The organism is Pedobacter ginsengiterrae, from assembly GCF_039537385.1.
Lineage (GTDB): Bacteria > Bacteroidota > Bacteroidia > Sphingobacteriales > Sphingobacteriaceae > Pedobacter > Pedobacter ginsengiterrae.
Genome location: NZ_BAABAK010000001.1, coordinates 352,020 through 363,553, shown reverse-complemented (window position 1 = coordinate 363,553; position 11,534 = coordinate 352,020). Strand labels below are relative to the sequence as shown.

Sequence of the window (11,534 nt, the reverse complement as noted above, 5' to 3'; positions counted from 1 at the left end):
AGTCGACAAATATAAGGAGCTATTTCCCAAAGAAAAAATATTTATAAAAAAATCTATAAAAACTATAGAGTATATGTGATTAATTATATCTTTGCGCCAGTTATTTTAAAATACTTATCAAGAAAGGTGGAGGGAATGGCCCTACGAAACCTTAGCAACCATCCTTATTATGAGGAAATGGTGCTAATTCCATCTGGCAGGAATGTCGGGTAGTTAAGTCAGTTGCGATAAACCCACACAATAAGTGGAGCACTTCTGATTTACGGGGTGCTTTTTTTTTGCCCGCTATTCTGATAAGTAGTATTAATTAAAATCCATTCAAATGAAAAAGACAGACGAGCGCAAATTCAAAAAAAACATTTCAATTAAACATATCGGGTTCTTCCGAATGTGTAAGCCCTGTTAAAGCTTCTTAGTTTTAACAGGCGCTCTTAATAGCCCTCAATATTTTTAATCAAAAAAATACAGTTTAAAACTGTGCTGGGCTTGCTATGCCTAATTATTACGAACATTAACTCATCATTAATAAAAAAATATGTTTAAAAATTTAAAACTACCGCTGGTTGTATTTTTGCTTTTCATAGGGCAAAAACTTACAGCGCAAAATATAGTTGTAACTGGAACGGTTAAAGAAACATCTGGAGAAAGCATTCCTGGAGCTTCAGTTTTACTGAAAGAAACCAAACAAGTTGTTGCAACTGATGCTAAAGGTGCATTCTCGATTAATGCTCCAGATAAAAGTACATTGGTTATTTCTTACATAGGCTTTAAAACGCAGGAAATTCAAATCAATAAAAATTCGGGCGCTATAGTTGTTACACTTCAATCGAGCGAAAATGCCTTAAACGAGGTTGTTGTAACCGCCTTGGGTATTTCCAGACAAAAAAAATCTTTAGGATATGCCGTTCAGGAGTTAAAAGGGCAGGATTTAGCAGAGGCAAAAGAATCTAATTTAGTTAATGCTCTTGCAGGTAAAATTGCTGGTGTTCGGGTTACCAATAGCCAGGGCGATATGGGTTCGTCGAGAGTGGTGATTCGTGGAGAAACTTCGATTTCAGGTAATAATCAACCACTTTTCGTAGTCGATGGAATTCCAGTAGATAATTCTCAATTAAATTCTGGTGGAGCCAGAGATTATGCAAATACAATTTCTGATATTAATGCAGATAACATTGAATCGATAAGTGTATTAAAAGGCCCAAATGCTGCCGCTTTGTATGGTTCGAGAGCAGCAGCTGGTGTAATCATTATTAAAACAAAAACGGGTAAAAACAAAAAAGGATTAGGGATTACCCTTAATTCGAACATTGTTGCAGAAAGTTTGCTAACACTTCCAGTTTACCAAAATGCTTTCGGACAAGGCTCTGAAGGTAAATTTAGTTACGTTGATGGTAAAGGAGGAGGCATTAATGATGGTGTTGATGAAAGTTGGGGACCAAAATTAGATGGTAGATTAATTCCTCAGTTTTTCTCTAAAGGTGTAGCAGTCCCTTTTGTTGCAAACCCAAATAATGTTCGCGATTTTTTTGAAACGGGATATTCTTTAAGTAATGGCATTGCAATAGCTGATGCATCTGAAAAATTCGATTACCGCTTATCATACAATAATTTACAACAAGGTGGTATTGTTCCAAACTCTGGTCAGGATAAAAATACTTTCTCCCTAAACACAACTTTAAGGGTAACGCCAAAACTAAGTGTTACAGCTAACGCAAATTATAGCAAACTAAACTCCGATAACTTGCCTGGAACTGGTGGTTCAAGATCGACCAGTACGATGTTGCAGTTTACCTGGTTTGGTCGTCAGGTCGATATTAATCAATTAAAAAATTACCTTGATGAAAACGGAAATACCTTTAACTGGAATAATAGCTATTATAGCAATCCATATTGGGTAGCCTACGAAAATACGGTTTCTCAGCAGCGTGGACGTATTATTGGTAGTTTAGGTTTAAACTATAAAATAATTGATGGCTTGGAATTTAACTTCAGCTCGGGAACAGATTATTATAACGATCGCCGTAAAATAAAAATTGCTTATGGTACAAATGGAACACCATTTGGCTCTTATTCGGAAAGTGCATTTACAGTTAGTGAGAATAACACGGATGCAACTTTGAATTTTAACAAACAACTAAATAAAGATTTTAGCTTAGAGGCATTAGCAGGTAGCAACATTCGTACACGTTATATCGAGCAAAACGATCAAAGTGCGCCAAGATTAGCCGTAGCAGGCTTATATTCCTTGAGTAATTCCAGAGACCCGCTTATTTCTTCTAATAATTATAGTAAGCTAAAATCTTATAGCGTTTATGCTTCGGCACAAATCGGTTTTAGAAATTATTTATACGCAAACATTACCGCTCGTAATGATTGGTCGTCTACTTTAGCGGCTCAAAATCGTTCTTATTTCTATCCATCATTTAATGGAAGTTTTATATTAACTGAAGCACTAGATATTAAGAGCGAAGTACTTGATTACGCAAAAATTCGTGGTGGCTGGTCGAAGGTTGGTAAAGATGCAGACCCTTATCGTTCGGTTAATACTTACGTTTTTAGTGCGCCTTTTGGTTCAAATCCACAACTTACGGCATCTACAACAGATTTAAATCCAAATTTAAAACCCGAAACAACAACTTCATCAGAGCTTGGAGCCGAAGCAACCTTCTTTAGTAAAAGAGTACGTTTAGACTTAAGCTTATACAATACCAATAGTTACGATCAGATTTTAAGCGTTGATGTAAGTCCGTCAACAGGTTTCCGTTCAAAACTTTTAAATGCAGGAAAGATTAATAATAAAGGAATTGAGATTCAATTGGGCTTAACACCAATTAAAAAGCAATTTTCCTGGGATATCGATGTGAATTATGCGGCAAACAGAAGCAAGGTAATCGAGTTAGATAAAGCTGGTTTGCTGCAGAATTATGTTGTTGCAACAAACTCTGCTCAGGTGATAGCAGCTGTTGGTCAGCCGTATGGAACTTTGTTTGGCAATGCTTTTTTACGTGATGGAAACGGCAATATTGTAGTTAACGCAACTGGTGCGCCCCAAACTGATCCAACTAAAAGGGTTTTAGGTAAATATACGCCCGATTGGATTGGTGGCATTTACAATACATTTAGTTACAAAGGCTTGAGTTTAGGTGTTTTAATTGATGCAAGTTTTGGAGGTTCTATTTACAATGGTACTTATGCAACAGGAACATATACTGGGGTACTTGCTTCAACACTCCCAGGTAGAGCTGCAGAATATGGAGGTATTTCTTATTATTATCCTGGAAACGTAAAAGCAAACGGTACGGTTAGAGTAAATGGAACAGCCCCAGCAGGCGTAACCGTTTATGATGATGGTATTGTTTTCGATGGCGTAACTGCTGATGGAAAACGCAATGAAAAAATATTACCAGCTCAACAATATTATAAGTCGTTTCGTACCATAGATGAAGCCAATATTTTTGATGCTTCTTATGTAAAACTTCGTGAGGTTAAACTGAGTTACAACTTACCGTCTAAATGGATTCGTTCTCTTAGCCTTCAGGGCGCTTCGGTTTCTTTAGTTGGTCGTAACCTTTGGATTATTCATAGAAATGTAGAAGATATTGACCCTGAAGTTGCCTTTAACACGGGTAACGGACAAGGTTTGGAAAGTCTTTCAAATCCAACAACCCGCAGTTATGGTCTTAACCTTAATATCAAATTTTAATCGTTTTAACATGAAAAATTATAAAATATACTTGTTGTCAATTTTAACATTAGCAGTTTCATCTTGCAGCAAAGAATTAGATAAGGTTAATATTAACCCAAATGCAACCGAAAATGCACAACCCGATTATTTGTTAACAGGGGCAATAAAAAATACAACCGATGCGTATTGGAGTACAACAAATACAATGAATTCAAGTTCGTTGTTTGTACAGCACTGGTCTAAAATTCAATATACCGAAGAAGATCGATTTATCTATTCAAATAGTAGTTTTACAGCACTTTGGTCTACCGGATATTCTCAAAGTATAACTGCTTTCAACAAAATTATTGAATTAGGAAATGCACAGGCAAATCCAAACTATAAAGGTGTGGCTTTGGTGTTACGTTCGTGGGTTTTTTTATTACTTACCGATGCTTATGGCGATATTCCTTACTCGCAGGCTGGCAAAATTAGCGAGTTTATAACACCTGCCTACGATAAGCAAAAAGATGTGTATTTTGGTTTATTAGACGATTTAAAAACAGCAAAACTGAGTTTAGATCCTGCTTCGAAAGCTATTTTAGGCGATGTAATTTATAATGGTAACATTGCCAGGTGGAAGAAGCTTGCAAACTCTTTAAGACTTAGAATCGCTTTGCGTATTGCCGATAAAGAGCCTGCAAAATCTAAGCAGGTTTTAGATGAAATTAAAGCTGAAGGTGATGCATACATAAGCGATAATGCAGATAATGCACAGCTTGTGTACTTAACTTCTCCACAGCAAAACCCCGTAAGTGCTTTGTTCGAAACCAGAGATGATTATCGTATAAGCAAAACAATTGTTGATAAGCTTTTTGCTTTAAATGATCCGAGGCTTCCTATTTATGCAAGTAAAACCCAAACGGCTACGCCCGAAGAATATATCGGTGTACCTAATGGATTAACAAACTCTGAAGCTAGTATTCTTGGTTTTGCAAAAACATCTAAACCAGGCGCTTACTTTTTGTTGCCTCAGGCACCAGCTGTAATTTTTAGTTATTCAGAGTTACTTTTCGATAGGGCAGAAGCAGCGGCCAGAGGTTTTACAACAGAAAACGCAGCAGATTTATATCAACAGGCAATTAAAGCATCGTTAAAACAATACAACATTTCTGATGCCTTAGCAAATACCTATGTTGCGCAGCCAGCCGCTCAATACGATGCCGCTAACTATAAAAAATCTATTGGCGAACAAAAATGGCTTGCACTATTTGGTCAAGGTTTGGAAGCTTGGGCAGAGAGAAGAAGATTAGATTATCCACAATTAACTGCATCGGTTAATACGGTGCTAAACGGACAAATTCCTGTTCGCTTTATTTATCCAGGTACCGAGCAATCGCTAAACGGACAGAGTTACAAAAACGCTGTGGGTAGTCAAGGCGCTGATTTATTAACCACCAAACTTTGGTTTGATGCTTTTTAGGTTGATTTCATAACCATCATTTCGAGTGAAACCGAGAAATCTTTGAGTTTAATTTATTGACTCAAAGATTTCTTTTAAAAATTTATATTTTTTTTGAAAAGCAGTTCCAGTAACTCTTCGGTTCAGATAGTCCCGCCATTCGCTTCAATCTTTTTATTATCGTAAATGGGTTTTTTAAAGTATTAGCAACAAAAAGTATTTCCGCTTCTACCGGGTTTAAAAAACTTCGGTAAGCCTATAAATTATCGATTGTTGTTTTAAGAAAACCGCCATTTCGAGCGTAGTCGAGAATCTTTGAAAAATTTCTCTTTATTACATGGCGCCTGTCAAAATGCCTCACATTAAGTACTTTTCAATAAGCTCAGCATAAAAAAATACCAATTATAATAAATTTGCCTTAATGCTATTTAATCGAGAAAAATAGAAAAGGCTTATTTACTTAAAATAACTCGCTTGTACCTAAATAATTATTTACTGCTTTTAAAATTTCTTTCCCGATTTCTACTGCATTGCCGATGCCAACGCCTTTAATTGCTGCAAGCTGCTCGGTAGTTTTAGGTAATTTGGCTGAGATAGATTGTAGCGCAACATCAGAAAGTACATTGTGCTCTGCAACATTTCTTTGGTCACTTATTGTTTTTCTTAAAGCTGTAAGCTCCAGAAACAATTTTAAATTTGCGATTTCTTTAGCTGGAATAATAACTTTTGGCGCCCGTCCAGTTTGAACGGGTTCATATCTGCTGCCAGCACGATGATAGATTCTCGTATATTCATCAACAGTAAAATCATTCCACTGAATTTTAAATAGAGTGAGTTTAATGGTGAGTTCATTTAATAAATCTGTAATCCTGTTTAAAATCTTTTCCGAGCGCTCGTCGATATAAACATTCAGTTCGTTAAATTTATCAATATCGTTTAAAACCGTTTCTAACTTCGGAATAAAATAGGTTGAAGCCTTTGTTAATCGGTCTATAAACTCTTCTTCTTCGTTAACAGATTTGGTTCTCACAACTCCTGTTAACTCTTTTTTAATGAATCGGGCAGCAACACTAATGATTTCTTCTTCCAAAATTTTAGCACTTTTATCAACAATTTCGTGAAATGCGGTGTTGCCAGAGTTATTTCCAAAGCTCGATTTTTTTAAAATTATCCAGTTTCTTCTTAAAGATTCAAAATCTAACAAATCACGAATAAGACTCCATTCATATGCTTGAGTTGCATTTTCTAAAGCAACAGCATCAGGTTTTGTGAAAACGGCCTCATTAGTAAACTTGATCACCTTATCATCGGTAATAATGTTTTCTACCTTAATTGGCGATTTCAGAATTAAACCTTCCAAACTTCTGCAACGACTCAAAGCCACATAAGCCTGGCCATGTGTAAAAGACGAACTAACATCAATGATTGCCTTATCGAAAGTTAAACCCTGACTTTTATGAACCGTAATTGCCCATGCCAGTTTGAAAGGGTATTGAGCAAAACTCCCTGTATTTACTTCATTAATTTTATTATCGGTAGGGCTGAGGTTATATTTTATATTTTGCCATTCTTCTTGATTTACATCCAAATCGCTATGTTCATCATTAAAACGAACCTTTATGCCATCATTATTGATTTTTGTAATTACAGCGGCCTTACCGTTGTAATAAAGCTTCTTACCCGAAGAATCATTTTTGATAAACATGACTCTTGCACCAACTTTAAGTTCTAAAACTTCATCAACCGGATAAGCATCTTTAGGGAAATCTCCTGTAATTTTTGCATTGAAAAGATGGGTTTCTCCATCAAGTTTTTCTAAATACTCTTGATTGATTTGCGTAACCAGATTATTATGCGTGGTTAAAGTAATGTACTCTTCTTTATTAACCTCATTCATTTCCGAATCGTAGCGTTCATTCAGTTTTTCAAGTAAATTAACACTAAGCGTATTTTCTCTTATCCCGTTTAAAATATCTAAAAATATTGGATCGGATTGACGGTAAACTTTATCAAGTTGAAAAGTAGTAAGCTTGTTTGATTTGATTACCAAACTATCGAAAAAATAAGGACTGGTATAATAATTTCGAAGAATATGCCACGCATCGTGCGCAATAGGCGAAAGCTGGTATAAATCGCCAATCATTAAAACCTGCACACCGCCAAATGGCAATTGAGATGCTTTGGTTTTTCTTAATGCGTGATCAATAAAATCCAAAATATCTGCTCTAACCATACTAATTTCATCAATAATTAGCAGTTCAAGGCACTTTAATAATTTTATTTTATCAGCAGAATATTTTATAGCTTCACCAGCGTCGGGATTTGGAATAAGAGGCCCAAAAGGTATTTGAAAAAAGGAATGTAAGGTAACTCCACCTGCATTTATTGCGGCTACAGCAGTTGGCGCAACAACAGCAAAATTCTTTTTTGTAGTTTCTCTTATGTGTCTAAGCAGGGTTGTTTTTCCAGTTCCTGCTTTTCCCGTAAGAAAAATAGATTGATTGGTCGACTTTAAGAAATCAAGAATAAGCTGGTGTTCGTGCATCAAATGGGAATCTATCGAATTTAAGCATAGATAAAAGCCTATGCAATTGAACCCAAAAGTACAATCTTTCTTTTGTTCTTACTAATTATGTTAGTATTTTGTGGTTAATGAAAATGTATTATGATTTAAAGTAATAACCTGCTGCGAAACAGTTTAGATTAACAAACCTGAACCGTTTTGATACTTAAGACTTTACCAAGTTTATGGATTTTTGAGGCGATATTACCTTTACCAATGGCACAATGGTGCGCAGGACCTTCATTATTCCAGGCTTCTACAAAATTACGTGCGCCGAGAGAAAATTTGTATCTGCTATTTGTATTTCCGATTTCTAATATATCGCCCTGAACAGATTCTCCTTCTGCCACTAATAATTTTAAGTCACCATCTCCAGTTTCAACAACCGAAAGTAAGGTAACTGGCCCGTGGCTTACCGACATTTCTACTGAAAGACCATTTCCAACTTTGCCATGGTAAACTTGTAATGGTTTAACCTTTATTTTACCTTCTGCTATTTGGGGGTGGCACGGCCCGTCGTGACCCATTAATACCACATCATCATTAAAATCCATGGCATAATATTCGGTAAAAGAACCACCTGCACCAAAACTATCCATAATTTTCATGGCCTGTGCGTTCTTAATTTCATATTCTCCAGCAACTGGAATATGTTTTCCTGTTAAAATAGAGTTGCCTAAAATTACCGAAGTCGCGGTGTTTTCGTTGGCTTCGTTTCCAGTACCCTTGTGATAATAAGCTAAAGACCCAAGGTTATATTTTGCAACAAGTTTATCTAATGCAGCCGCAGTTACGGCAGCTCTGTTAAGTTCGTCTTCGGCGCAATCTGACTGTACATCAAACAGATTATGTATTTCCTGAAGTTTTAACTCCGTTTCTTGATTGGTTACGGTTGTACGCAAATGCGATAGTTCGTCGATTTCTAAAACTTCCATGTGGCCTCCGAATGTTGCAGCTTGTAAAGTTAAATCGGTATAAATATCCATCATGCCGCCATAATAATTGCCCATTATGCCCAATCGGTTGTAGTACATTATTTTAGCAACTCTAGCGGCTTCAACCCATTCTTCGATATCTTTCCAAATGTGAGGGTCGTTATGTAACATACCCGTAATCTGGAAAAAGGGAATTTTACATCGGTTAAAAACGTTTGCAATTTCAGGAACCGAACAGGCCGAACAATAAGCCAGCCATTCGCCAGTCATCTTTGTTCGGTCTTCGAGCTTATTAAAAGTTTTATAATCAATGCTCGCCTCTGGCGATAAATTTAATACGATAACAGGAACCTTAGCTTTTTTTACAACGGGTAACACTGTTGAAGAGAGTGCATAAGTAGAAACATATAAAAATAAGATATCCACATCTTGCGCTTTAAACTTATTACCCGATTCGAAAGCCATCTCTGGCGTGTCAATTAAGCCAAGGTTTATGATATCTGCATCAAAGGCTTCTAACCCATTTGCAATAATATTTATATAACCAGTTAACCTATCTTTTAAACCTGAGAATTGTTCCCAGTAAGCCTGAAGACCAATGCCAAATAAACCAACTTTAACTTTTGAGTGTATGCTGGTGTTGTTTTTACTCATATTATTTAATTATTTGGTTTTACTTTGAAATCAAAACTATGGCAATCACTCGAGGCTATAAATAGATAATTTGATAAATGAAATATATATTTTGGACAAGGGGATTTGAAATTCAGCTGCTGATTTAAATATCAAAATGTATAGTCGAATTGCCAAAAAATTAAAACCGAGATTAATAAAATAATCTAATTTTATTTTTTGGAGAAATATATTTTTGAGCGTAGGAAAAAGAATTTTAGTTGATAAGAAACATTAATGCTACAGATGCCAGAAAAATTTAAAATATTATGATATTGAATACTAATCAGTATTAATTACTTTTCTAGAAATTAAGCCGTGCTTTGCATGTAATTAAACAACATAAAATATCATTATTATTTACAGTTAACCAAATATGAAAGCCGAAAACTTGTTTATTTATACAATTAATAAAACGATTTACTTGTTTAATAAATTAAGCTAACTCAAATAATAAAAACAATTTATGAAGTTTTTTCTCATCACTTTTTTCTTAATGTGTGGTATTGCTTATCTAAATCCAGTAGGTGCTCAACAGCGAGCATTTGAAAAAAGCAAACTTATAAGGAATGAAGAAATGGTGAGAAGGTTTGTTACACCAACAAGAATTTTATGGAAAAACGGAGATGTTAAACATGAAGATAAGCTTCTAAAACAAGGAAACGGGCAAGCAGAAATTTCCTCAGATATCATTTGTTCTATGGAAAATAAAGGCGCCTCTCAGTCGGCCATTTTACTAGATTTTGGAAAAGAGATTCATGGAGGCTTACAATTAATTACAGGAATTTATAAAGGAAATAAACCTATAAAGGTTAGAATACGCTTCGGAGAATCTGCAGCTGAAGCTATGTCAGAAATAGATTCTATGTATAACGCAACAAATGACCATGCTATGCGTGATTTTGAAGCCATGTTACCTTGGTTGGGGAAACTCGAAGTTGGAAATACGGGGTTTCGATTTGTTCGTATAGACCTTTTAGAAACAGGTGTAGCTTTAAAACTTAAAGAAGTTAATGCAATTGCTGTTTTTCGCGATATTCCGTATTTGGGTTCTTTTGTAAGTAACGATACTTTGCTAAACAAAATCTGGCAGACAGGGGCTTATACCGCTCATTTGAATATGCAGGAGCACTTATGGGATGGAATAAAAAGAGATAGATTAGTATGGATAGGAGATATGCATCCTGAGACCTCCACAATTGCAGCTGTTTTTGGCAATAATGAGGTTGTACCCAAAAGCCTGGATTTAGTTAGAGATTTAACACCGCTGCCCGATTATATGAATGGTATATCTTCTTATTCGATGTGGTGGGTAATTATTCAGAAAGACTGGTATATGCAAAATGGCAATTTAGAATATCTTAAAAAGCAAAAACAATATCTTTCTGGTTTGCTGAATCATTTTGCTGCACAAATCGATGATAAAAATAGCGAAAAGCTAACCAAAGGTTGGCGTTTTTTAGATTGGCCAACAAGTGATAATCCAGAAGCGATACACGGAGGTTTGCAAGCTATGCTTTTAATAACACTCGAAGCTGGCGCAGAATTAAGCATTATTCTAGGTGATCAAAAAACTGCTGAAAAATGTTTAGCAACAGTTAAAAGACTTAAAACGAATGTTCCAGATTCTAGAGGTTCTAAACAAGTTGCTTCACTATTATCCTTGTCGGGTTTGTTACCTCCTAAAGAAGCAGATAAAATAATATCTGCTGGGGGCGTAAAAGATTTTTCTACATTTTATGGCTTTTACATGCTTAAAGCAAAGGCCAAGGCAGGTAATTATAAGGGTGGAATAGATAACATAAGAGAGTTTTGGGGCGCTATGCTAAACTTAGGTGCAACCAGCTTTTGGGAAGATTTTAATATGGATTGGATCCCAAATGCAGGCAGAATTGATGAGCTTGTACCTAAGGGTAAAATCGATTTACATGCAAAATATGGTTCATATAGCTATAAAGGTTATCGTAATAGTCTTGCACACGGATGGGCATCAGGCCCAACGGCATGGCTTACCGAAAATGTTTTGGGTGTTAAAATCATGGCTCCAGGTTGCAGAATAATTAAAATCGAGCCTCATCTTGGTGATTTAAAATTTGTAGAAGGAAGCTTTCCAACTCCATTAGGAATTGTAAAAATAAAACATACCAAAATAGTAAACGGAACAATAAAAAGTGATATTTCTGCACCAAAGGGTATCAAAATAATTAAGTAAAAACACACTATAACCAAATTTATTAT

General features: G+C 35.6%; 5 protein-coding genes and 1 riboswitch. Of the genes, 3 read left to right on the top strand and 2 right to left on the bottom strand.

Annotation, left to right across the window (positions count from 1 at the left end):
• Positions 1–111 precede the first annotated feature (111 nt).
• A riboswitch (SAM riboswitch) is annotated at positions 112–220 on the top strand.
• Between the two features lie 315 nt (positions 221–535).
• Entirely contained in the window at positions 536–3,703 is a 3,168-nt protein-coding gene (locus tag ABD692_RS01440; protein ID WP_344764341.1) for a SusC/RagA family TonB-linked outer membrane protein, read from the top strand.
• 10 nt (positions 3,704–3,713) lie between these two features.
• A complete protein-coding gene (locus ABD692_RS01435; protein WP_344764339.1) occupies positions 3,714–5,147 on the top strand; it encodes a SusD/RagB family nutrient-binding outer membrane lipoprotein in 1,434 nt (477 codons plus the stop codon).
• A gap of 439 nt (positions 5,148–5,586) precedes the next feature.
• Here ABD692_RS01435 and ABD692_RS01430 read toward each other — a convergent pair whose 3' ends face one another.
• Complete coding sequence (locus ABD692_RS01430) at positions 5,587–7,671, bottom strand: HRDC domain-containing protein (RefSeq protein WP_344764338.1); 2,085 nt, start codon at positions 7,669–7,671, stop codon at positions 5,587–5,589.
• A gap of 158 nt (positions 7,672–7,829) precedes the next feature.
• Positions 7,830–9,278, bottom strand: a complete 1,449-nt coding sequence (locus ABD692_RS01425) for an arabinose isomerase (protein ID WP_344764336.1) — start codon at positions 9,276–9,278, stop codon at positions 7,830–7,832.
• Positions 9,279–9,762: 484 nt separating this feature from the next.
• Here ABD692_RS01425 and ABD692_RS01420 point away from each other — a divergent pair, with 484 nt between their 5' ends.
• Positions 9,763–11,508 carry an alpha-L-rhamnosidase-related protein gene (locus ABD692_RS01420; RefSeq protein ID WP_344764334.1) on the top strand — a complete coding sequence of 582 codons (1,746 nt, stop codon included), beginning with the start codon at positions 9,763–9,765 and terminating at the stop codon, positions 11,506–11,508.
• Positions 11,509–11,534: the final 26 nt, after the last annotated feature.